The sequence below is a fragment of the Paenibacillus silviterrae genome, assembly GCF_030167925.1.
In the GTDB taxonomy this organism is placed as follows: domain Bacteria; phylum Bacillota; class Bacilli; order Paenibacillales; family NBRC-103111; genus Paenibacillus_G; species Paenibacillus_G silviterrae.
The window spans coordinates 2317393-2339239 of the sequence record NZ_JASKUT010000001.1 but is presented as its reverse complement, the minus strand read 5'-3'; the positions used below and the strand labels follow the sequence as shown (position 1 = coordinate 2339239).

The following is a 21847-nucleotide window of genomic DNA, read 5'->3' as shown; positions in this document are numbered from 1 at the left end:
TTAATCGTCGGATCGATTGAAGATCCAGATATATTCTAAGAGCTGGAGCACGGAGATCAGCGCCGCAGCAACATACGTAAGTGCAGCTGCATTCAGCACCTTGGAAACCCCGCTCTCCTCGCTGTTGCGGATGAAGCCTGCTGCAACCATGTTGTCGCGTGCACGGGACGAAGCGTTGAATTCAACAGGCAGCGTGATCAGCTGGAAGGCGACGGCCGCACTGAACAAGATGATACCCAGCAGAATCAAGCCGGAGAACTTAAACAGGAAGCCTCCGAGCAGAAGAAATGGAGCGATTCCCGACGAGAAATTCACGATAGGAAACATCTTGTGTCTGGCGACCAGCATCGGATAGCTGACCTTGTGCTGAATGGCGTGGCCCACCTCATGGGCCGCAACCGATACGGCGGAAATCGATCTTTCATAATAGACGGGCTCAGACAGGCGAACCGCTCTGGCGATAGGGTCGTAATGGTCTGTCAGGGCGCCGGGCACTGCTTCTACAGGCACATCGTAAAGCCCGTTCTCATCGAGCATGCGGCGGGCTACTTCGTAGCCGGTGAGACCTGATTCTACAGGTACGTCGGAAAACTTGTTGAACGTTCCGCGAACGCGGAAGCTGGCCCACATGCTAAGTCCGAAGGCGGCCAAAATCAGGATGGTCCACGGTGTGAATAACATTGCTCTACACTCCTTTTATTGTATTGAAGTAAGAAAAGCTTCCTAATAAAGAAGCTCGTCGGTTACGAAAGGGGGCCTTTCCCGATCAGAAGAAGCAGTGCTTCAATACAAGCTGCAGTCGGACGGGTCAGCATCTTATTCAGATTCTTAAGCTGCGAGGGCTTAAGCTTCTCCAAGAGCGGTCCGATTTCCTTCGCTTCCTTCTCAAGCTGCTGAAGGAGGTGGGACAATGATGTCAGCTTATCTGTCACAATCTCGTCGTGACTTACTTTGTCCAACTGCCGAATGTTCAGCCTGATCTCCTCAAGGGTAAATTTATCCCTTTTCATCTGTTCAATACGTTTCAGCCGTTTCAAGGTTTCATCATTATATAGTCGATAATTCGTGTCGGAACGCTTCTCCGGTTCTATGAGTCCGAGCTTCGTATAATAGTCGATCGTTCTGGGGCTGACCGCCGATAAGCGTGCCAGCTCACCGATTCTGTATAGCTTCATATCCCCATGGTCTTCCACCTCATTTTATGTACAAGATACATTCTTTAGTATCATGATATCGAATTGAAACCATACAGTCAAACGTTATACTTCAGAAAAATAAGGCAGGTTCATGACATTGTCTTAAACGGAAATAAAAAACAGTTTGATGTTAGATTTGATCAGTTAAATAGTTGAAAACCAATGACAAAGTCACGAAAAAGCCGAATTATGTCTGTTTTATGTTAGGTTATTTTTCGTTTTTCAATATATTTTAGCGAAAAACCTATTGTCAAATGTACTTTGCATGTATATAATGACAATAAGATTTTCAAAACATGTTATATAAACTAACATTAAAGAAGGAAGTGGTCACATGTTTAAGAAATTGCTCATGTCAACCGGCCTCTTGTCCCTGCTGGCTCCCAGCATGGCATTCGCTGCGGAAGAGGGTCCCACCGTTACTCAGCTTCAAGGAGCTGTTGACGCCGTGTGGGTCATGCTGGCAGCCATCCTGGTTATCTTCATGCAAGCTGGCTTCGCCCTATTGGAAGCAGGATCGACTAGAATGAAGAATGCCGGGCACGTTGCCGGTAAGACCGTATTTACCTTCGGTATTTGTGCCATCGCCTTCTGGGCCATCGGCTTCGGATTGGCTTTCGGTGATGGGAACAGTTTTGTGGGGATGACCGGATTTTTTGTAAACGGTACGGAAGAGCAAGCCGCCGCAGCCTACGGCGCCTTATCCGCTTCCGACGTTCCGATCGGGATCAAGTTCTTGTTCCAGCTGGCCTTTGCCGGAGTCTCCCTTGCCATTTGCTTCGGCGGCTTTGCCGAACGGGCTAAGCTGTCCATCTACTTTATCTTCGGAATTTTGTTTACAGTACTGATTTACCCTGTCGTTGCTCACTGGATCTGGGGCGGCGGCTGGCTCGCAGGCCACGGCAAGCAGGACTTCGCAGGCTCTACCGTAGTTCACTTAACCGGTGCTACTGCAGCTCTCGTTGCTACCATTATGCTGAAGCCTCGTATCGGGAAATACAATAAAGATAAGACCCCGAACCTGATCCCAGGCCATAACCAAGTATTATCCGTTCTCGGCGTGATCATTCTTTGGATCGGCTGGTTCGGCTTCAACCCGGGCTCCACACTGAGCGCCATGGGTGACGGCTTCTTCGGTTACATCGCAATGACAACGAATATGGCTGCTGCAGCAGGCGGTATTGCAGCGATCATCATCGCATGGATTTATTTCGGCAAAGCGGATATCCCAAGCATGCTGAACGGTGTATTGGCAGCCTTGGTAGCCATTACAGCTTCTTGCGCTTTCGTTTCCGTTAGAGATGCTATCATCATCGGTGCCGTTGCAGGTATTCTTACCTTCTTTACAGCACAATGGTTTGAAAAAGCAGGAATCGACGATCCGATCTTCGCTTTCTCCGTACACGGTATTGCAGGGATCTGGGGAACACTTGCCAACGGTTTGTTCGCTTCTCCGGAGCTCGTTGAAAAGGTAGGCGTAGGTAAGCCGGGCTTGTTCTACGGCGGCGGACTTCACCAGCTTGGCGTGCAAGCGCTCGGTATTGTGTCCTGCTTCGCCTTCGTTGTTGTCGCTTCCTTCATTATCCTGTATATTCTCAAAGTAACGATGGGTCTTCGCGTAACGGAAGAAGAGGAAATTATCGGTCTCGACTTGTCCGAGCACGGTACTTACGGATATCCGGAGCAAATGAAAAAAGCGGCTCAAGGTAACGCGACGCACTCGATATAACAGGAACGACATTTTATGCAAAAGGGGATGCCGCTATGGAACGTCTCTCATTAGAACCCATTCGCCTTCTGCTGTCCGAGGCATCCGACATAGGGGAGCTGAGGATAGAGCGCGACCGGTTGCATGAGGAGTTTCAGCGGCATCTCCTCTCTATGTCTCCGCTATCCTGGAACCGGCTGTTAAACGAAGTTCACGATTTGATCATTGGGCGTGTAGTCATCCTCGCGGAAGCTCAGATGAAAGAGGAAGGCAAGCCGGCTCCTCTGCCTTATGCTTTCCTGCTCTTTGGCAGCGGCGGCCGCGGGGAGCAAACCTTATGGAGCGATCAAGACAACGGGCTCATTTACGATGATCCTGTTGATGAAGCTCAAGCTTTCGAGGCTGAGCAATATTTTACCGAGCTGTCGATTCGGATTTCGGAAGGCCTGGAGCAGGTAGGCTACCCTCCCTGCAGCGGAGGAGTCATATGCACGAACGATAAATGGCGAAAACCCCTTAGCGGCTATCGGGCTATGTTTCGCGAATGGCTGGAGGAGCCTCATTGGGAGAATATCCGGTATTTGCTGATCGGCGCCGATATGCGAACGCTGTACGGGGAGCCGATGCTGGGATATAGCGTGCTGGATGATCTTTATCGTGAGGTTGCCGGTAAGCCTGCCTTGCTTGAGCATATGCTGCACAACACGCTGCATCACAAGGTGTCGCTTGGTTTATTCGGGCAGCTGATTAAAGAGCGTTACGGGGAAGATGCCGGCGGAGTGGATATCAAGTATGGTGCTTACATTCCCATTGTGAACGGGATCCGGCTGCTCGGTATCGAAGCGGGTCTGCGGGCTTCGGGCACGGAGGAGCGGATCAAGGGATTGATGGCGAGCGGCTTCGTTGAAGAGGAGATCGGCCAAGACTGGCTGGAGGCTTGGTCGATCGCACTCCAGCTGAGATCGCTGACACCGTATCAGGTGGAGGACGGTCATTATACGACACGCGGCAAGCTGACGTCAGAGCAGCTGACCAAGGAGAGAGTAGCTGCTTTGAAGCTGTGTCTTCGCATCGGAGCGGAGCTGCAAAAGTATGTCAAAAAAAGCGTTCATAATGAGATAGACAAAGGTTAGGTGAGCGAAGTGAAGGACATGAGGCCTGCAGGGAGAATGTGGCATTTGTATAAAATGGGAGGGATCACTCCTGCCATAACATCCATGTTTGATGTGCAAAGTGCTCAGCAAATGGCATTCATTCGTTCCGTTATGAAGGAGCAGCGGCGTAATTCTCTTTACGACATTTCATTGGATACGGTAGAACTGGTGGTTTTCGATCTGGAGACCACCGGTTTTTCGCCGTATAACGGCGATGAAATTATATCCTTCGGGGCTGTAGCCGTAGAGGGAGACACCATTCTGGAAGGGGAAGCCTTCTATAGTCTGGTGAATCCGAAGCGGGCCATACCGCGAGAGATTGAAGCGTTGACGGGGATAACGAACGAAATGGCCATGGATGCTCCGGATCTGTTGCAGGCACTGCGCGGCTTTCTGGAGTTTGTTCAAAAAAAGGTGTTGGTCGCCCACGGCTCCGGACACGATAAGCACTTTTTGAATTCCGCATTATGGCGCACATCCAAAACGAGCCTATCCCATCGATTGCTGGATACCATGATGGTTGCCAAGTGGCTTCATCCCAAGCTTCCAAGCTACGATCTGGATACTTTACTGAATATGTATGGTATTGAAATTTTCAAGCGTCATCATGCATTGGAGGATTCCCGGATGACTGCCAAGCTCTGGGGCTGCTTCCTAAAGGAAATCAGAGAGAAAAATATTGCAACCTTGGGCGATCTGTACGCCCGCTTAAGCCATCACTAGAACACCCCAAGCAATTACTTTGGAGGTGTTTTTTTGTTTTAATTCACAATATAATCCAGTTCTTCATATTGGCCTCCGGATGTGTAGCGGTATCCCCGCATCGAGGGAGTACCGGTCTCTTGGAGAGAAATAATCCAGTGGCTGGGCAAGGTATACCAGGGCGTGCTGAGATCCATAGCGGAAGGGATTGGGGGTCCACTAGGATGCGAATGGACGATGCCTAGAAGCAATCGGTCGTCCCTTTGCTCTGACAGTGCCGCTATCACCTGAGCGGGCGCCATAACGAAGTGTGTCTCAGGGGTTTGGGCACAGTTGGTAACGGGCATGAATTCGTGAATCTTATACTGGATGTCCGAAGCCTCCCGCTTCGTACCAAAAACAAAGCCGCATGCTTCATGCGGCTTTTGCTGTATGCAATAAGTCAAAATCCCGTTGATGACTCCGGGGCAAATGCCCCATTTTTCGCCAATCGCCATTCGTTCACCTGTCCCGAAAACACTGTATATATCCACTATACAATAGCCGGAACGCTTTGACTAGGCTTCCTCCAACTTGCCTTTCGGCCGGATCAGGAAGAAAACAAGTCCCAAGGTGATGACAGCCAGAACCGTAACCGTAATGAACACGATTCGATCGGAGATCTCCATCATCCAGCCGAACAGCGGAGGTCCGAACGCCACCCCAAGAAACCGTAAGCTGCTGTATAACGAGGTGATGATTCCGCGCTGATCTTTCTTGACGGATCCGGTGATCATGGTATTTAAGCAAGGGAGCAACAATCCGGTTCCGATACTGCTTAAGGTAAGCAGCCCGATAAACAAATACAGATTATCGCGATTGATGAAAATACAAAGACCGAGCGATACGGACATTAAGAGCATCCCGATATTCATCAGCCAGCGCATCAGCGTACCGTTCTTCTTGATAAGAGACCCGGTTGTGTAGGATGTGATGACCATGCCGAGCAATGGAATCGCGAGAACAAAGCCTTTTTTGACGCCATCGATGTTAAAGGGAGGGGCCTCCAGAATATCGGACAAGTAGAATAGCACACCGAACAAAATAAACAAGGCAAGAGACCCGGCGAAAAAGGAGGTGATCAGCCAGCGGCCCTTTTCCTTCATCGTATTTCCAATCGTATGAATATACTCTTTAAGCTTCGGCGGAGCCTTCTCGCGCTTCGGCTCCTTCAGTAAAAATATTACCGCCAGGATGGAAATGAGACAGAACACGGGGAAAGCGAAGAACGGCGCGTACCATACAATTAAAGCAAACAAGGAACCGAGGATCGGACTGATGACCTTACCCGTTCCATTGGATGCTTCCGTAAGGCCGACCGCCTTACTTTCCGTTGCTCCCTTATACAAGTCGCCGGCCAGGGCCATAGCTATGGGGGCTGTCCCGGCAGCGCCGAAGCCCTGTATCGCTCTCGCGATAATAATGACTGTATACGAATTCCAGACGGCGCCGAAGCCTGCTAATACTCCCGCTGCGCCATAAATGATGAGCGAAGGAATGATGATAGCCTTGCGCGAGAACCGGTCCGATAAGTAGCCGGCAACGGGAATGACGAGCCCCGCAGTAACGGAAAATAGCGTAATCACGAGGCTGCTTTGAAATTGGCTGATGCCGAGCCGTTCCTGCATCTCGGGCAAAATCGGCACGAGCATCGAGTTCCCCAGCACAAGGACCAAAGGTACCGTCGCGATGGCGATAAACTCCCAGATCCGCCCTTTGGATTCGCCCTTTTTCTTAGACTCCCCTTGCTTCTTGGTTTTCGAAGGAGGGGATACTTCTTCTTCATCATCTGAGCGGTCGAAACCGATGATTAGCCGTTTTGCTTTTGTTTTTTCCATGCCGATCTCTTCTCCTCTACAGCTTGGATGTAGTTCAGGTCAGTGATAATGTACCCATGTGGGAATGCTGTCATTCTTTCCGAGTTTTGGGATGTGCCGTGAAAGCTTTGGGCAAAAGTCGGGGATACTGAGGGTAAAACGAACATCGGCGGGAGGAGCTTATGAAAAAGACAATACCCTTGATGTTGATTGCCGTTTTTCTGGCAACCATGGCCATCCTTCAGACTGTAAAGCAGGATAGCGGGCAAGTGCAGATGGCCGCGGCGAAGAAGCCGCCGGAAATCGCGATTGCGAGACCCGTACCAAGCTTTGTATTAAAGGATTCACAAGGAAAGGAATTTCATGTAGGAGGACGGCGCGATAAGCCCCTGGTGGTTAACTTCTGGGCTTCCTGGTGCGGGCCGTGTCATGAAGAAGCGCCGAGTTTGCAGCAGATGTACGCCAAATATAGCGATCGGATCGATCTGTATGCGGTGAATGTGACCAAAGGGGATCGGGTGGAAAGCGCGAAAAAATTCGCAAAGCAATATGGCTTTACGTTTCCGGTGCTGTTCGATGTGCAGGGAAAAGCGGCCGACGATTATCGGTTGATGTTTGTTCCGACAAGCTTCCTTATTGATAAAAATGGCAATCTGGTAGAAGTTATTCACGTGCTCCCGCCGGAAGAGCTTGAAAAGAAAATTCAGCGTTTAATCGGAGCATAGGCTTCAAGCGGCATGCAAAAAAGCTCCACTTGGGCCATGGCCAAGCAGAGCTTCCATTTCTTAGTGGTTCACCAGCCCGAGTCGCTCTCGGGCTTCTTCCTGCTGTTCGATTCGATGCTGCCCCATCAGAGCATATCGAATGCTGTCCGCCAGCGCATACCAGCTGGCCTCGATTATATTGTCCGAAACGCCAACCGTATTCCATGTGTACTTCTGGTCGGTCGATTCGATTAGAACGCGAACCTTCGCAGCTGTTGTATCCTTTTCATCCAAGACGCGCACCTTGTAATCGGATAAGTACATATCCTGAATTCCAGGGTAATGCTGAATCAAGCACTTGCGTAGAGCGTTGTCCAAAGCGTTGACCGGACCGTTCCCTTCGGCAGCGTTGTAGATGGTTTCGCCATGCACCTTCACCTTGACGATGGCTTCCGATACGACCGCTTGATTAGGGGAGGATTTACCAACCATAATCTTGAACGATTCGAGAGTGAAGACTTCTTCCAATTTGCCGTAGGCATCGCGGATGAGCAGCTCAAGAGAGGCGTCGGCGCCTTCGAATTGGTACCCTTGATGCTCCATGTCCTTGATCTGTTCGATCAGCTGCTTGGTTTGTGCATTGTTGATATCGAAGTCCAGCCCCAGCTCCTGTGCCTTGAAGACCAAGTTGCTTTGCCCTGCCAGCTCCGACACCAAGACGCGCTGCTTATTTCCGACCAGCTCCGGAGTGATATGCTCATAAGTGCTGGAATGACGCAGGATAGCGGAAACATGAATGCCTCCCTTATGGGCGAATGCCGCAGCGCCGACGAAAGGCTGGTTTACCGGCATGTGCATGTTGGCCACCTCGCTAACGTAACGGGCTACGCTGGAGAGGCTTGCCAGCTGCTCCTCGGAAATGACATCGTATTTCAGCTTCAGTTGAAGGTTCGGGATAACGGAGCACAGATTGGCGTTGCCGCAGCGCTCGCCGTATCCATTGATCGTTCCCTGTACCTGAGTAGCGCCGGCCATTACGGCAGCTAAACTGTTGGCTGCTCCGAGCTCGCAGTCGTTATGGGCGTGAATGCCGATTGGGGTTTTGACCGTCTGCTTCACTACGGTAACGATCTCCGTCACTTCGTGAGGGAGGGATCCTCCGTTCGTATCGCAAAGCACGATCCAGTCCGCACCGGCCTCTTCAGCTTTCTTAATCGTCTGCAGTGCATAGTCCGGGTTGTTCTTGTAGCCGTCAAAGAAATGCTCTCCGTCATAAATAACCTCAAGGCCTTTGCTCTTCAAATATTTGACGGAGTCGTAAATCATGGAAAGATTCTCTTCCAGGGTCGTTTGGATTGCCTTATGTACATGGAAATCCCACGACTTGCCGAAGATGGTGGCAACGGAAACGCCGACCTCGAGAATGCGGTTCAAGTTCACATCGTCTTCGGGGAGTGTGTCCTTGCGGCGCGTGCTGCCGAAAGCCGTGATTTTCGCATGCTTTAAAGGCAATTCCTTCACGCGGTTGAAAAATTCAATGTCCTTGTTGTTGCTTCCGGGCCAGCCGCCCTCAATATAAGTAACGCCTAAAGCATCCAGCTTCAAGGCGATTTTCAATTTATCTTCCACGGACAGGCTGATGCCTTCCCCTTGTGTGCCGTCACGCAAGGTTGTGTCAAAGATTTTAACCGTGCTTTTCATCTACCTTCCTCCTGACGTATCCATTGCAAGCGCTAAGTATAATTTATAATTATAGCACAATATTTACATGAAAGGGTATGTTTTTCGCGAAAATAGAAGAGGCGGTTTGCCTTGATTTCCTTACGGGGCCAAGTATAGACTAGATTTAGGAGGAAGGAAAGTCTCAATAGTAAGGTGCTGGTGTGACATGCATTTGAAAGGCTCCGATGTAGAGAGCAGTTATCCTGTCAAGGGTAGAGTGATCTTGCACATGGATATGAATGCGTTCTACTGCTCGGTGCATGAAGCCGTGGAGCCGGATAAGTACCGCGGCAGGCCGATTGCCGTTTCGGGCAGTGTGGAGCAGCGCAGAGGCATTATAGTAACCTGTTCCTATGCCGCGAGAGCCGTTGGGGTAAAAACGGGTATGCAGGTAAGGGAAGCGCTGAAGCTCTGCCCCGAGCTAGTGCTTATTGCTCCCGATTTTGAGCTGTACCGGCGGTTTTCCAAGCGCTTCATGCAAATAGCTTATGAATATACACCGATGATCGAAGCGATGTCCATCGATGAGTGCTACATGGATATAACGGGCTCCAAGCAGTTTGGAACGCCGCTCGAGATTGCGGAACGGATTCAATCGCGCGTTCGAAATGAGCTTCAGCTGCCGTGCTCCATCGGCGTCGCGCCGAACAAGCTGCTGGCCAAGATGGCATCGGATATGAAGAAGCCGAACGGGCTTACGGTGCTCAGAAAGCGTGACGTCCCCGTGCTGCTGTGGCCGCTGCCTTGCGCGCAGCTGTACGGGATCGGCAGGAAGACGGCCGAGAAGCTGAAGCGGCTGAACATCCATACATTGGGTCAGCTGGCGCAAGCGGACGAGCGGCTTCTGTCGGAGCGCTTCGGGATCATGGGCCCTGTTTTGAAACGAGCTGCCAACGGAGAGGATGATTCCCCGGTTAACCCGGAGCAGGAGCAGAGCAAATCGATCGGCCATACGACCACATTGCCTACGAATTATACGCGGCGCGAGGACATTGCCCGCGTATTCCTCAATCTCGCCGACCAGGTCGGCCGGCGGCTCCGAAGGCAGGAGCTCATGGCGAATACCGTGCAGATTACAATCCGCGATCCTGACATGAAGACGATCACACGCGCCGTGAAGCTGCCTAAGCCGTCTGAGAGCAGGGAGGATTTTTACCATACGGCTTGTAAGCTGTTCGAGCAGCATTGGCCCGATGGGAAGCCCGTACGTTTGCTGGGAGTGACGCTGCAAAATTTATCGGCGAAGAAGGAGACGGCGCTTCAGCTCGATTTATTCGATTACGAGAAGGAGCCCGTGAAGGAAAAGCTGACCCAGGCGATGGACGCCATCCGCGATAAATTCGGCGAGGGAGCCATTCTGACGGCGGGGATGCTGGGAGACGATCCATCGACCCTCATCCGCAATAAAAGGCTGCGAGGCACATCCCTGCAGATGGATCATTTAAAGGACAAGGGTTGGGAGGAAGAGCTATGACAACCGTCATCGGCTTCGGAGGCTATTCCGGCAGCGGGAAGACGACACTCATCACTCGTTTGGCGGAGCATTTCGAGCGAAATGGTCTTAGGGTGGCCGTAATTAAGCATGATGCACATGGGCATTATAAAGAAGTCGCGGGAACGGATTCGGCCGCATTTATTTCCTCTGGCGCTTCAGCGGTGTTTGTTGTTTCACCGGATCGGGTCGCTTCGTTTACAAAGTCGGCCATTAGCCTGAATAACGTATTGGAGCATGCCGAGCAGCATGCGGACCTGATCCTTGTCGAAGGCTTCAAGCAGGAGGGCCATCCCAAGCTGGCGATTTTCAGGGATGCGGAACAAGCAAGCATCGTGCAGAAGCTGAGCCCGGATCCGATCGCTTGGGTCACGCCTTGCCCCGGGGAGGCCAAGACGGTACCGGAGGTTCCGGTATTCCATCCTGACGACATTACAGCCATCGCTAGATTTATTGAAAATAGAATGCAGCTGAAAACCTAGCGGATCAGCGGATTAAGTGTTGCTAATCAGCCCTATAACGATTGGTTATCAATAGCTTAGCTACTTTCTATTTGAACTTTGGAAGCTTTTATATTATATTTTAGGATGAGGTTAGACAATTAAGGGAGGATTTTTGAACATGGCGAAATATACTTGGGTAGAAAAAGAAACTTGCATCGCATGCGGCGCTTGCGGCGCAACTGCACCTGATATCTACGATTACGACGATGAAGGTCTCGCTGAAGTAATCTATGACGGCGACGGCAACAAAGGTAACACAGAAATTCCTGAAGATCTTTACGATGATCTGCAAGATGCACAAGACGGCTGCCCTACTGATTCCATCAAGGTAGCAGACGCTCCTTTCAATAAGTAATAGTGACTAGTTCCATAGTCCTGATAAGGCTCGTTTCCGTGAAGGAAACGGGCTTTTTTCGTGTTGTTTTTACATTTTTTTTAACTTCTTTTCCTATTTCTATGGTAAGATATTAAGCAATAAGCACGAATGAGGGGGCTGTCATGAAGAAAGGGGTCAGCAAGTCTGGCGTCATTGTTTTAGGGAATGGATTCATTGTATTGATGTGTCTGGTAATGCTGCTGACGGGCTCCTTGAAGGTGCTATCGAATCAGGTATTCGATTTCAATATGTCGACGTCCATGAGTCAAGAGCCGCATGAGGATATCGTCGTTATAGGGATTGACTCCCAGTCGATTAAAGAAGTCGGGCCTTACCCATGGGACCGCTCGGTGTATGCCAAGCTGATCAGTCAGCTGGAGGCGGCGGGGGCGAAGGTGATCGCCTTCGATATCGAGCTGTATACCGAGAGCAAGCCGGAGAGCGATATGGCACTTGCCGTCGAGCTGTCCAAGCACAGCAATATCGTTTTGCCGTCGCATGCCAATACGGAAGGGACATTCGACCGTTCCCTGAAGGTAAAGTCGGGAGAACTGTTGTCGGTGGAGACGATTCAGCAGCCGATTCCCGCCTTCCGGCCTTATGTGAACAAAGCGCACATCAATGCGACATTTGATACCGATGGCGTGGTGCGCTCGAACTGGCTGCAGATCAATACGCCGGAGGGAGTATTTCCTTCAATGGCTCTTGCGGTCGCACAGCTGGCCGGCGCGGATGTCAGCAAATTTCTGGATTTGCCCTTGATCGACGGGCGGCCCAAATCGGAGATGATCATCCGATGGGATGCGAAGGAGTTTGACTTCGAAACGATCCCCTTCGCTAAAGTATTGAACGGCAGCGTGCCTCCGCAGACGTTCAAGGACCGGCTGGTGCTTGTGGGCTATACGGCTCCCGGCTCCGATGAAGGGATTACCCCGATCGAGAATCACATGCATCTGGTCTATGCTCACGCAAACATTCTGAATCAAATTCTCAAGAATCAAGTCGTCACTCCGGTGAACGAGGTTCTTCCTCTTGGATTAGCGGCACTGATCATTCTTTTGTTCGGAATCTTCACCTGGCGGCTGAAGGCGATTGCCGGTGTGGTGCTGGTGTTCGTAGCAACCGTCATCTTGTTTGCCGGGCAATACGTCATCTTTGCTTACTCCGATCAATATGTGGATGTGATGCTCGCGGTTGTCAGCGGCATCGTCGCATACCTCGGCAATATCTCGATGAAAACATACTTCGAAACGAAGCAAAAAAATTACATAACGAAACAGTTCGGGCGGTACATCTCTCCTGATTTGGTTAAGGAAATTGCAACCAGCGAGCAAGAGATCCAGCTTGGAGGGATCAGCAAGGAGCTGACGGTGCTGTTCCTGGACGTACGGGGCTTTACGCCGCTTTCGGAGCGATTGAAGCCGGAGGAGGTCGTTGACTTTCTGAATATGATGTTCAACCTCATTACCGAGCGGGCGCTGGAGAACCACGGTACGATTGATAAGTTTATCGGGGATGCGGCGATGATTCTGTATAATGCGCCGCTGGATGTGCCGGATCATCCTTACTATGCGGTTAAGACCGCATATGAGATACAGAAGGGCATGGAAAAGGTACGTGCCGACGTTCAAGAGAAATACGGCGTCACCATCAGCGTAGGGATCGGCATCAACACAGGGGATGTCGTTGTAGGCAACATCGGATCGTATCTGCGGGTAGACTATACGGCCATTGGCGATAACGTCAATACGGCGGCGCGGATCGAATCGAATACGCAGCCGAATCAGGTTCTCGTGTCGGAGGCCACATACGAGCTGACCAAAGAGTATTTCGAGTACAATTTCGCCGGCGAAAAGCTGATGAAGGGGAAAAGCGTGCCGTTGAAGCTGTTCGAGGTATTGGGTGTGAAGGGGGCGCCTGCTTCGGCTCAAACCAAAGGAGATCAAGCTTCCTGACATAGCCGGTTATTGACGTGAAATTATATTTCGAAATTGTGAAAAGTTTCATTGAATCTTGGAATGACAAAAATTAGAATAGAACTAGAATGTGCAATGTTGTCGATTTTTTTGGAATACGGAATGGGAGAGGAGTATCATCGTGGGGAGAATGAGGCTTAGGTTACAAGATTTCAGAGCTTTTCTATCATTATTTACAGCAGCCACCCTGTTTTTATCTACACTAATCACTGTCTTTGCTCCGGCAGCTTATGCCAAGTCGGTACGCGCGGCGGTTGTCACGGAGGTTACCGGGGATGTGCAGGTGAAAAAGGCAGGGGGTTCAAAGTCCTATTCCGTCTATACGGATATGAACTTGAACCAAGGGGACATGATCATTACGGGATCTTCCTCATCTGTGGCTCTCAAGGTCGTTGACATGGCGGATGAAGTGACGATCGGCGAAGATTCCGAAGTATACATATCGGAGCTGACTACAGATGGCGGAGGCAAGGTGTCCAAGCTGAAGGCTTGGTCCGGCTCGGTCTGGGCCAAGGTCAAATCGCTTGTCAGCTCGGAGGATGAATTCGAGGTTCAAACCCCGACAGCGGTCATGGGGGTTCGAGGCACGCACTTCCTCACCATTATTAATAAGAAAACCGGCGAAACGACAATGGTTGTAGCGGCGGGTGTAGTTCAGGCCAAAACCGTAACGGCGCAGGAGGGCGAAGAACTCAAAACGTCCCTTCAGGAGGCCAAGCAGGTGCTTGTCTATCCTGCTCAACAGATTAATCTTACGAAGCGCGATGAGGTACAGGATTTAAAAACAAAGGTCGAATTCATCAATGTGGACCAGCTCGTTAAGCAAGCTCCGCCAAAGGTGCTGGAAGCGATCATCAAGAATAAGGCGGAGATCGACCAAGAGAACAAGGAGTTTCTCGAGAAGCAGAAGCAGCAGCTGCAGCAAGGTGCAATCAAGCCGGCTGACAGCACGCTGTTCATTAAGGATCTGGATGAATTGAACAAGGTGGCCAAAAACCTTGACAATATCGTCGGCAACATTGCGAAGGATGCCATTGATGCTAAGAAGATCGAACAGAAAACGATCGATGAAGCGAACAAGAAAATTGAAGATCCTTTGAAAAAAATTGATTTATCCAAGGTAGAGAAGCTTGATAAAACGGCCGGACAAGATCCTGAGGCAGAAAGGCTAAGGAAGGCTCAGGAGGCGGCGACAGCTTCAGAGCTCTTGAGACGCCAGCAGGAAGAAGAGCGTAAGCTCTTGGAAAACCAGCAGCGTTTGTCTGCGCTCTTGAAGCAGATTGAAGATGCAAAGCGTAAGCAGGACGAGGATAACAAGAAGGCGCTTGAGGAGCAGCAGAAGAAAGCGGTACAGGATTATGCTTCTTCTGATGGAAAGACCGGTACACAAACGGGCGGACAGACAGGCGGCCAAACGGGAGGTCAGTCCGGAAGCGATTCAGGCGGCTCCGACGGCAGCACAAATTCCGGCGGCACAACACCCAATGCTCCGACGGTAACTTCTACCCTCACAACAACGGCGAATCCGGTCATTCTGAAGTTCAAAGCTGAGGCGGACGCAGTGGTACAGGTGTACTACGGCACAAATCTTCTGGGTCAGGTGAATGGTTTAGGCACGGCGACAGAGGTATCCCTGCAGTTGTCCCTCCAGGCGGGAATGTATAGCGGACTCACAGCAAAAGCGGTTCGCTCGGGCTTGTCCAGCAGCTCGGTGAACATTCCGACCTTCGAGGTGCTTCCGAACGTAAAGCTGACCAGCAGCGGAAACAGCAAGGTTGCCATTACGCTGGAGAACTTTAACGGTCTGAAGAGCTTATATGCGGTAGAGGCACATCTGCTGTATGACAATAACGCTTTTACATATACGGGCACCGCGAACAATGAATGGAACGATCAGCCGGATACGGTGTTCAACGGCGCACAAACAGCTGAAACGGTACGTCAGGTTACAGGCAGCACTCAAAGTGAGCTGATCTACGCGGGTACGCAATTTATGAGCTCTACCAGCACGGTGGAACCTCAGAACATAGCGGTGCCTAAGGAAGGCAAGCTGCTTGCCGATATTACCTTGACTCCGGTTAGCGGTGCCAACAGTTCTGGCATAGTGAAGCTGATCTATGTCAAGGTCGTAGATAAGGCCGGTAATGAAGTGTTTATTTATCAGCCTGCTGAGGGCAGCGAGCAATCCGTTACCGTAATGAAGTAAGGTGCAAGCAAGTGAAAGGAGAACATATGAAAAATTCAAAAAAATTGCTGGCGGTTCTCGTTGCTGCTTCCGCATTGTTCGGCAGCTCCTCGGCCTACGGGGCATCCCTGGAGAAAGATGCGGTCATCGGCAGCAACGATCAGATATTGACGAATGTTAACACTTTGGCGGGACTTGGGGGCTTCGGCGATTATAACGGAGCGCGGCTGACAGCCACGTTCCGTTCCCCGGCCGGCTTGGGACTGCTTCCGGACGGTACTATTTTGTTTGCCGATTCCCGCAATCACAAGATCAAACAGCTGAAGGACGGGAAGGTTAGCGACTTCGCTGGAATTTACGTCCACAAGGATGCCAAAGGCTTCCCTGAAGGAGGCATGCTTGACGAGAAGAAGGATCTGTCGCTCTTCAACGAGCCCAAGGGAATCGCTGTAGATGCCAACGGGAATATCTACGTAGCGGATGCCGGCAATCATGCCGTTCGTAAAATCGACGCATCCGGCAAGGTGACGACGGTAGCGGGTACGGGTGTGCTTGGCCATAAGGATGGGGCAGGCAAGGAAGCTCGGCTTTATTATCCTACCGATGTGGCTGTTGCTGCGGACGGAACGATCTACGTAACGGATTCCCTCAATCATGTGATTCGTAGCATCACGCCTGCAGGACAGGTCAAGACGCTGAATGCCTTATCCAATCGACTTATAGAAGTATCTCCGGGGCAGGTAGTTCCGGCCGGCGATTATTCGGACGGAAGTCTGGCAACCGCTAAGTTTAACGAACCGACCTCTTTGGTTTTGGATGCCAAAGGCAATCTCTATGTGAGTGACACAGGCAATCAAAGAATCCGTTACATTGATCTGGCGCAAGGCAAGGTTAGCACGGTAGCGGGAAGCAGCGTCAACGAAGCGAAATCAGGCCTTTATGAGAAAAAAGAGCTGTTTGCACCGGGCGACTATGCTGACGGTGAGGCGCTTAAAGCTTTGTTCAACGCTCCTCAAGGCCTAGCCCTGACGGCCGAAGGCGGATTGTTGATTGCCGATTCCGGCAACAATGCAGTTCGTTATTTGGCGAATGGTAAAGTCACTACACTTGCCGGTGCTTCCAATCTGCTGTCCGGGGAATTGGACGGCATTGATCGCGGCGCCGGGTTCCATAAGCCGACGGATGTGGCCGTACTGGCTGACGGAAGCGTTGTCGTGGCAGATTCATTTAACAATAAGCTTCGCAGCGTTAGCCTTTATCAGCTTCCTGCCGAGCTGCCGAAGGATGACAGCGTGAAGGTCGTTCTTGGCTCCCAATGGGTCCAGTTCGATGCGCAGCCGGAAATTTCGGAAGGACGTACCATGGTTCCTGTTCGCCTCATTACGGAAGCGCTCGGATACAAGGTTACGTTCGATGATGATACCCGTGCAGTACAGCTTTCCAAGGATGGCAGGACCATCGAGCTTTATGTAGGGAAAACCGGAATCAAGCGCTTGGAAGAAGGAAAAGAGGCCGTGCAGAAGGCGACGGACGTAGCACCGTATATCAAAGAGGACCGTACCTATGTTCCGATTCGTTTCTTCGCGGAAGAGATCGGCTTGGATGTACAGTGGCATAATGATACGCGAACGGCCATTATCCGCGAAAAAACAACGATTAAGCCATAAAGTAACAATCGATAAAGACCTGGCTGTAGGAGCTTATGTCTTCCGCTCTTCACAGATTAGGTCTTTTCGGCTATGATAAGAAAAACTATGCTGCAGGACGGGAGGTGAACACGTGACGGATATCGCACCTTATTTGAAACGAATAGAAGAGCTGGAACGAACGAATAGGGAGCTGCTATTGCTGCTGGAATCCGCGACTGAGCTGAACCGGGGAACCTCGGAGGAGGATCATCCTTTCTCCATGAGTGTGATACACTCTTTGGTTTTGGCGTTAGACTCGAGAGATCCCTATACAGCAGGACACTCGTCACGTGTTGCCCTATACTCCTTATGGATCGCCCGTAAGCTCGGGGTATCCGAAGAGGAATGCAAGCATTTTCACAGAGCGGCGCTCATGCATGATATCGGCAAGATCGGTGTACCGGATCGCATTCTTCTGAAGTCCGACAGCTTAAGCCAGGAAGAGTTCCAAGTCATGATCTCCCATACGACGATCGGTGCGAGAATTCTCTCTCGGGTGGAACCGGAGGAGCGGATGATCCAGGCTACACAGGTAGCCAAATACCATCACGAGAAGATGGATGGCTCGGGCTATCCCGAGGGGCTGAAAGGGACGGCAATCCCCTTCTACGCACGTATTGTAGCTGTAGCGGACGCTTTCGATGCTATGACGACCGATAGGCCGTATGCTAAGGGCAGAAGCTACAAGGAAGGCGTGGACGAGATTATCCGCTGTCGGGGCACTCATTTTGATCCCATGGTGGTGGATGCGTTCCACAGTGTCATGCTGGAGAAAAATTACTTCATGAACGAGAAGGATCGGCACCTTCTGGATATGATTGAGGAGCAAAAGCATCTTTTGCCTTAGGGCAAAGGGTGCTTTTTTGCATGGATTCATGTCTTTATTAATTAAATGTGTAATTCATCCGATATTATATGGGAGAAGGTGGCAGAAAGGAAGGCTGCTGTGAAAACGAAAACTACGGACGAGAAGCTCGAGCAATTTTTTCGGGAAGATCCGTTATATTTAAAAAAATATGTGAAAGAGCATCCCGAGAATAAAATGGCCTGGTATTTGCTCGGCCGTGAATATGAAGCCCAAGGGAAGCAAGGAAAGGCTTTGTACTGCTATTCCCAGGCTGGGGAAATTTATGAGGCGTTCGAGAATCAAAGGGTGGAGCTGCCGGCAGAGGAGCTGAAGCCTCTGGAGCAATGGAGGGCAGAGCAGAAGCGCCGGGCAAGGCGCTCGCGGCTGCGTCTGTGGATGACGGTACTGGCCTCGCTGATGCTCACCCTCTATATTCCACGGATCAAGCCTGAGAATACGGTCGATTCGCTGCCGCTACCTGCGAATGTGACGGCGCAGCAGGCTCAGCAAACCCAGGTTTATTATTTGACCGGTGACAAGTCCAAAATTAGGGTGGCAGCTGCCCTGCAAACCATGCTGCTGCAGGAACGAATACAACGACTAGGTATTCTGGTGCGGGGGGCCCCTTTAGGGAACAGTGATTGGATCAGCTGGTCTCAAAAGCCGGAACCGCTTCTTTCCGTAGAAGCCGGGGCAACCGGGGCGCAGCAGCAAATCAGCTACTACGACCAAGAAAGCTGCCAATGCGAGCCGGGGGACAGCAGCATGGCAGCCGGCATTCTTCCTGTATGGCAGTTACAGCAGGAGCAAGAGCTTGTTGTACGATCCGCCGTTATCGCCTATCGAGACCGGAACGGAAACATTCCGGAGGAGCTTTCCCAAGTGAGTCAGCCCTATCCTAACAATATGCTGCCGGGGGTATCCGAGGCCATGCAGACATGGTATGCCCGGGAGAAGGAGAAGCTGTCGGCGGAAATCTTACAGCAGGGGAAGCCGGCAGTAAACCCAAAGCAGTCTCAGGGAAATAACCCGTCACCAAGCGGCGAATTGACGAAGCCATTCACCGAACCGCTGCGAATCATAGTAGATAAGAAGACATACCGGCTTGCGGTAGTAAGCGGAAAGATCGTACTGCGCAGCTATCCCGTGGGACTTGGCGGAAGCCGTACGCCGGAGGGGGAATTCACCATATCGGAGAAGGTGCGTAACCCGAACGGCAAATCGAATGGGGAATTCGGCAGCCGCGGGATGACCTTGTCGGATACGCTGTATGCGATCCACGGTACGAACAAGCCTGCCAGCATCGGCAAGGATCAATCCCTTGGATGCGTGCGGATGCTGAAGGAGGACGTCGAGGAGCTTTTCGATATGGTGCCTCTTGGCACCAGTGTAACGATCGGAAGCGGACTCCTGCCGTCTGAGGTAAGCCGCAGCCCGCAGCCTTGGCGGCTCCCTCAGCTGACGGAGGAGTCGAATCCGGGGAAAGTATACAAGTGGCTGAACTAAGAGTTAAGAATGAGGAGAACGGTCATCAGTACAATGATACCGGCGAACACGGAACCGACCCAGATCGCTAATTTTTTGTTCGGTCCATCCTTCTGTCTGCGCTGCAGGACGGGAGGTTTCTTTTTTTGCATTGTAGTCAGCCCTTCCATTTCAGGAGTTTGTGCATATTTTATCATATTGTAAACGTTTTAGGCAGATGGGAAATCCAGCTTGTCCTCTTTATTTTTCGTTCATAAAACGCTAAACTGTCAAAGAGAGATGTTGACCGTTCGGTTATTTTGTTGAAACAAGGGAGAGGACGACGTAAATGCTGTATAAAACGCTTGGCAAACCGATATTTTTTCGAATGGATCCGGAAAAGGCACATCATATGGTGATTGACGGACTGCATACCGCGGGTAATATTCCTGGAGGGCGGAAGCTGCTCAGCCTGATGTACGGCGTTCCGGCTTATCCGGAGCTGGAATCGAAGCTGTGGGGGATTACATTCGCGAACCCCGTCGGCCTCGCAGCCGGGCTCGATAAGAATGCCAAAGCGGTGCCGGGCTTCTCCAATATCGGCTTCGGCTTCATGGAGGTCGGGACGGTAACGCCGAAGCCGCAAGTAGGCAATGAGCTTCCAAGGTTGTTCCGTTTGCCGGAGGATGAAGCGTTAATCAATCGAATGGGCTTCAATAATGTCGGGATTGAGGGAATGAAGCGGAACCTGCGTAATCAAGGCAGCCGAACGATCCCGCTGGCTATCAATATCGGCAAGAACAAAACGACCCCGAATGAGCAAGCGGAGGATGACTACCGCAAATGTATTCAGGGCTTATATGGCTACGGTGATTTCTTCGTAGTCAACATAAGCTCTCCAAATACGCCCGACCTGCGAAGCCTGCAGCATGGCGACGACTTATCCCGTCTGCTGGCAGCCGTCAAGGACGAGATCGGCAAGCAGCATGCCATGTTCGGCGGCAAGGAGAAGCCGGTGCTGGTGAAAATCGCTCCGGACCTGGAGGCTCATGAAGTTGAGTACATGGTAGAAACGATTGTACGCAGCGGCGTATCCGGCGTTATTGCGTCCAATACAACCATCGCCCGCGACGGCTTGCGGCATGGAAACCGGAAGGAGACCGGAGGGCTTAGCGGAAGGCCGCTCACCAGCCGCTCAACGGAGCTGATCCGCACCATATATAAAGCCACCGAAGGGAAGCTGCCGATTATCGGATCGGGCGGCATTTTCTCTGCGGAAGATGCATATGAAAAAATACGGGCCGGGGCCAGTCTGGTCGAGGTATATACGGCGCTTATTTACGAGGGTCCGGGTCTGCTTCGTCAAATCAACCGTGGGCTTCGCGATTTGCTTCGAAAGGACGGCTTCAAGAACGTGTCCGAAGCAATCGGGTCAGGACATCAAGGGAAGTAAGATGGGAGGAAGACGGATGGACGGACGTGACTGGAAGAAGTTTTTACTGCCATATGAGCAGGCGGTAGAGGAATTGAAGGTCAAATTCAAGACATTGCGTCAGGAGCTTAAGAGCAGAGAAGAGTACTCGCCAATCGAATTCGTCACCGGTCGGGTGAAGCGCATCTCGAGTGTGCTGGATAAGGCTAAACGTTTGAATGTACCGATGGAGTGTCTGGAGACGGGAATTGAGGACATTGCCGGCATCCGCATCATGTGTCAGTTTGTCGAGGACATTGAGCGCATGCGGGATTTGATTGCCCGCCGTGAGGATATGACCGTTCAATACGAGAAGGATTACATTACGAATTTTAAGCCCAGCGGGTACCGCAGCTATCATATTATTGTCGAGTATCCCGTTCAAACGGCTCTTGGGGTGAAAAGGGTGCTGGCGGAAATACAGCTTCGGACGCTGGCTATGAACTTTTGGGCGACCATTGAGCATTCGCTTAACTATAAATACCGGGAAAGCCTGCCTGAGCAAGTGGTGTCCCGCCTAAGCAAAGCCGCAGAGGCTGCATATAAGCTGGATCAGGAAATGAGCAGCATCCGGGAAGAAATTATGGAAGCCCAGAAGCTGTTTGAGGATAAATCGAATATCGTTTCGCGAGTGCTGAACGGGATTCAGGAGCTTTATTTTTATCACCGGGTAAGAGAGGCGGCCCAGTATCAGCTGCGCTTCAACGAGCTGTGGGAGACCGACGATGTGTGGCATCTGAAGGAGCTGTCACACCAGATCGATGAGGCGGTTTCCAGGGCGAAGAAAGGCTCTTACACGTAAA

At 51.2% G+C, this 21847-nt stretch carries 20 protein-coding genes; 14 read left to right on the top strand and 6 right to left on the bottom strand.

Annotation, left to right across the window (positions count from 1 at the left end):
- Entirely contained in the window at positions 1–681 is a 681-nt protein-coding gene (locus tag QMO62_RS10465; RefSeq protein ID WP_284640917.1) for a zinc metallopeptidase, read from the bottom strand.
- 62 nt (positions 682–743) lie between these two features.
- Positions 744–1175: a MerR family transcriptional regulator gene (locus QMO62_RS10460; RefSeq protein WP_284640916.1), complete on the bottom strand. Its 432-nt coding sequence runs from the start codon at positions 1173–1175 to the stop codon at positions 744–746.
- Positions 1176–1530: 355 nt separating this feature from the next.
- Between QMO62_RS10460 and QMO62_RS10455 the strand changes: the two genes are divergently transcribed.
- Genes QMO62_RS10455 through QMO62_RS10445 form a run of 3 tightly spaced genes read left to right on the top strand, consistent with a single transcriptional unit; the run spans position 1531 to position 4781 of the window.
- Positions 1531–2925, top strand: a complete 1395-nt coding sequence (locus QMO62_RS10455; RefSeq protein WP_284640915.1) for an ammonium transporter — start codon at positions 1531–1533, stop codon at positions 2923–2925.
- A gap of 35 nt (positions 2926–2960) precedes the next feature.
- Positions 2961–4037: a DUF294 nucleotidyltransferase-like domain-containing protein gene (locus QMO62_RS10450; protein WP_284640914.1), complete on the top strand. Its 1077-nt coding sequence runs from the start codon at positions 2961–2963 to the stop codon at positions 4035–4037.
- 9 nt (positions 4038–4046) lie between these two features.
- On the top strand, positions 4047–4781 hold the full coding sequence (locus tag QMO62_RS10445) for an exonuclease domain-containing protein (protein WP_284644913.1): 735 nt from the start codon (positions 4047–4049) through the stop codon (positions 4779–4781).
- Between the two features lie 38 nt (positions 4782–4819).
- Here the strand turns inward: QMO62_RS10445 and QMO62_RS10440 are convergent, their stop codons facing one another.
- Entirely contained in the window at positions 4820–5293 is a 474-nt protein-coding gene (locus QMO62_RS10440; protein ID WP_284640913.1) for a M67 family metallopeptidase, read from the bottom strand.
- Between the two features lie 24 nt (positions 5294–5317).
- Positions 5318–6637, bottom strand: coding sequence for an MFS transporter (locus tag QMO62_RS10435; protein WP_284640912.1), 1320 nt, complete (start codon positions 6635–6637; stop codon positions 5318–5320).
- Positions 6638–6798: 161 nt separating this feature from the next.
- Between QMO62_RS10435 and QMO62_RS10430 the strand changes: the two genes are divergently transcribed.
- Entirely contained in the window at positions 6799–7341 is a 543-nt protein-coding gene (locus QMO62_RS10430) for a TlpA family protein disulfide reductase (protein ID WP_284640911.1), read from the top strand.
- A gap of 60 nt (positions 7342–7401) precedes the next feature.
- Here QMO62_RS10430 and cimA read toward each other — a convergent pair whose 3' ends face one another.
- Positions 7402–9021 carry a citramalate synthase gene (gene cimA / locus QMO62_RS10425; protein WP_284640910.1) on the bottom strand — a complete coding sequence of 540 codons (1620 nt, stop codon included), beginning with the start codon at positions 9019–9021 and terminating at the stop codon, positions 7402–7404.
- A 187-nt stretch (positions 9022–9208) separates the two neighbouring features.
- Here cimA and QMO62_RS10420 point away from each other — a divergent pair, with 187 nt between their 5' ends.
- The 8 genes from QMO62_RS10420 (at position 9209) to QMO62_RS10385 (ending at position 19615) form a co-directional block, all read left to right on the top strand.
- Positions 9209–10516: a DNA polymerase IV gene (locus QMO62_RS10420; RefSeq protein WP_284640909.1), complete on the top strand. Its 1308-nt coding sequence runs from the start codon at positions 9209–9211 to the stop codon at positions 10514–10516.
- Positions 10513–11016 carry a molybdopterin-guanine dinucleotide biosynthesis protein B gene (gene mobB, locus QMO62_RS10415; protein WP_284640908.1) on the top strand — a complete coding sequence of 168 codons (504 nt, stop codon included), beginning with the start codon at positions 10513–10515 and terminating at the stop codon, positions 11014–11016. The genes QMO62_RS10420 and mobB overlap by 4 nt, the downstream gene beginning before the upstream one ends.
- 139 nt (positions 11017–11155) lie before the next feature.
- Positions 11156–11392 (top strand): ferredoxin, encoded by a 237-nt coding sequence (locus tag QMO62_RS10410; RefSeq protein WP_284640907.1) that lies wholly within the window; start codon positions 11156–11158, stop codon positions 11390–11392.
- A 143-nt stretch (positions 11393–11535) separates the two neighbouring features.
- Entirely contained in the window at positions 11536–13368 is a 1833-nt protein-coding gene (locus QMO62_RS10405) for a CHASE2 domain-containing protein (RefSeq protein WP_284640906.1), read from the top strand.
- Positions 13369–13519: 151 nt separating this feature from the next.
- Positions 13520–15595, top strand: a complete 2076-nt coding sequence (locus QMO62_RS10400) for a FecR family protein (RefSeq protein ID WP_284640905.1) — start codon at positions 13520–13522, stop codon at positions 15593–15595.
- 26 nt (positions 15596–15621) lie between these two features.
- Positions 15622–17241, top strand: coding sequence for a stalk domain-containing protein (locus tag QMO62_RS10395; protein WP_284640904.1), 1620 nt, complete (start codon positions 15622–15624; stop codon positions 17239–17241).
- A gap of 112 nt (positions 17242–17353) precedes the next feature.
- A complete protein-coding gene (locus QMO62_RS10390) occupies positions 17354–18109 on the top strand; it encodes an HD-GYP domain-containing protein (protein WP_284640903.1) in 756 nt (251 codons plus the stop codon).
- A gap of 99 nt (positions 18110–18208) precedes the next feature.
- Positions 18209–19615 carry a L,D-transpeptidase family protein gene (locus QMO62_RS10385; protein WP_284640902.1) on the top strand — a complete coding sequence of 469 codons (1407 nt, stop codon included), beginning with the start codon at positions 18209–18211 and terminating at the stop codon, positions 19613–19615.
- Here the strand turns inward: QMO62_RS10385 and QMO62_RS10380 are convergent.
- The gene (locus QMO62_RS10380) at positions 19612–19746 is read right to left on the bottom strand and encodes a hypothetical protein (RefSeq protein ID WP_284640901.1); all 135 of its coding nucleotides are present in this window, start codon (positions 19744–19746) and stop codon (positions 19612–19614) included. The genes QMO62_RS10385 and QMO62_RS10380 overlap by 4 nt on opposite strands.
- A 176-nt stretch (positions 19747–19922) precedes the next feature.
- Between QMO62_RS10380 and QMO62_RS10375 the strand changes: the two genes are divergently transcribed.
- Positions 19923–21026 (top strand): quinone-dependent dihydroorotate dehydrogenase, encoded by a 1104-nt coding sequence (locus QMO62_RS10375; protein ID WP_284640900.1) that lies wholly within the window; start codon positions 19923–19925, stop codon positions 21024–21026.
- Between the two features lie 16 nt (positions 21027–21042).
- The gene (yjbM, locus tag QMO62_RS10370; protein WP_284640899.1) at positions 21043–21846 is read left to right on the top strand and encodes a GTP diphosphokinase; all 804 of its coding nucleotides are present in this window, start codon (positions 21043–21045) and stop codon (positions 21844–21846) included.
- Position 21847: the final 1 nt, after the last annotated feature.

Excerpts from the sequence above, each read along its gene's own strand:
- QMO62_RS10465 (WP_284640917.1), bottom strand. The coding sequence starts at position 681 with ATGTTATTCACACCGTGGACCATCCTGATTTTGGCCGCCTTCGGACTT.
- QMO62_RS10460 (WP_284640916.1), bottom strand. The coding sequence starts at position 1,175 with ATGAAGCTATACAGAATCGGTGAGCTGGCACGCTTATCGGCGGTCAGC.
- QMO62_RS10455 (WP_284640915.1), top strand. The coding sequence starts at position 1,531 with ATGTTTAAGAAATTGCTCATGTCAACCGGCCTCTTGTCCCTGCTGGCT.
- QMO62_RS10450 (WP_284640914.1), top strand. The coding sequence starts at position 2,961 with ATGGAACGTCTCTCATTAGAACCCATTCGCCTTCTGCTGTCCGAGGCA.
- QMO62_RS10435 (WP_284640912.1), bottom strand. The coding sequence starts at position 6,637 with ATGGAAAAAACAAAAGCAAAACGGCTAATCATCGGTTTCGACCGCTCA.
- QMO62_RS10430 (WP_284640911.1), top strand. The coding sequence starts at position 6,799 with ATGAAAAAGACAATACCCTTGATGTTGATTGCCGTTTTTCTGGCAACC.
- cimA (WP_284640910.1), bottom strand. The coding sequence starts at position 9,021 with ATGAAAAGCACGGTTAAAATCTTTGACACAACCTTGCGTGACGGCACA.
- QMO62_RS10420 (WP_284640909.1), top strand. The coding sequence starts at position 9,209 with ATGCATTTGAAAGGCTCCGATGTAGAGAGCAGTTATCCTGTCAAGGGT.
- mobB (WP_284640908.1), top strand. The coding sequence starts at position 10,513 with ATGACAACCGTCATCGGCTTCGGAGGCTATTCCGGCAGCGGGAAGACG.
- QMO62_RS10410 (WP_284640907.1), top strand. The coding sequence starts at position 11,156 with ATGGCGAAATATACTTGGGTAGAAAAAGAAACTTGCATCGCATGCGGC.
- QMO62_RS10405 (WP_284640906.1), top strand. The coding sequence starts at position 11,536 with ATGAAGAAAGGGGTCAGCAAGTCTGGCGTCATTGTTTTAGGGAATGGA.
- QMO62_RS10400 (WP_284640905.1), top strand. The coding sequence starts at position 13,520 with ATGAGGCTTAGGTTACAAGATTTCAGAGCTTTTCTATCATTATTTACA.
- QMO62_RS10395 (WP_284640904.1), top strand. The coding sequence starts at position 15,622 with ATGAAAAATTCAAAAAAATTGCTGGCGGTTCTCGTTGCTGCTTCCGCA.
- QMO62_RS10380 (WP_284640901.1), bottom strand. The coding sequence starts at position 19,746 with ATGCAAAAAAAGAAACCTCCCGTCCTGCAGCGCAGACAGAAGGATGGA.
- QMO62_RS10375 (WP_284640900.1), top strand. The coding sequence starts at position 19,923 with ATGCTGTATAAAACGCTTGGCAAACCGATATTTTTTCGAATGGATCCG.
- yjbM (WP_284640899.1), top strand. The coding sequence starts at position 21,043 with ATGGACGGACGTGACTGGAAGAAGTTTTTACTGCCATATGAGCAGGCG.